We start from the raw sequence: 910 nt of genomic DNA on the forward strand, positions 1-910 counted from the left end.
TCAATGACTTCGACCCCGACATTTTCGACACGTTGACTGCTGCTGTTGTCACACAACCGACTAAAGGTAAACTCGTACTCAATCCCAAGGGTGACTTCATTTACACTCCCAGCCCCGGATTTGTCGGAGTTGATACTTTCATTTATAGCGCTAGCGATGGCGCTGCAACTGTCCCCGCCACGGTGAATATCAACGTTACAAACAGTGTGCCAACAGCCAATCCCGACACCTATAGCACCAGTGCGGGAAAAGCCCTCAGCGAAATATTGCCGGGAGTTTTAGCTAACGACTCCGACGCGGACTTGGACACGCTGACTGCTGCGTTGGCGGCCAACCCGACGAAAGGGTCGATCGCCCTCAGCAAAGACGGTTCTTTCACCTATACTCCTAAGGCAGGCTTTACTGGGACAGACACATTTACCTACACAGTCAGCGACGGCATAGTTAGCTCTCCACCAGCTACCGTGACTGTAAACGTCAACAATAACCCGCCTGTCGCGATTCCTGACAACTATACAACTTCTTTTAATACTCCTCTCAACGTGGCAGGGTTGGGAGTCTTAATTAACGATACAGACCCGGAAAACGATCCGTTGACTGCGATTTTGGTGGCAAATCCGGCTAAAGGTGCGATCGCCCTCAACGCTAACGGTTCCTTCAGTTACACTCCGAATGCTGGTTTTGCAGGGACAGATTCTTTTACCTACAAAGCTAATGACGGAAAAGCTGATTCTGCGATCGTCACAGCCAGCATTGTTGTCAATAACTCTCCAACTCCAACTCCGGTAACAACTCCAACTCCGGTAACAACTCCAACTCCGGTAACAACTCCAACTCCGGTAACAACTCCGACTCCGGTAACAACTCCGACTCCGGTAACAACTCCGACTCCGGTAACAACTCCGACTCC

Annotated in this window: 1 protein-coding gene; it reads left to right on the forward strand. The window is 50.5% G+C overall.

What is annotated here, in order from left to right; translation table 11 throughout:
* On the forward strand, positions 1-910 hold a 910-nt coding region (locus JGK11_RS28040), incomplete at both ends, for an Ig-like domain-containing protein (RefSeq protein WP_293192060.1).

It is taken from the genome of Microcoleus sp. PH2017_34_RAT_O_A, from assembly GCF_020737885.1.
In the GTDB taxonomy this organism is placed as follows: Bacteria; Cyanobacteriota; Cyanobacteriia; order Cyanobacteriales; family Microcoleaceae; genus Microcoleus.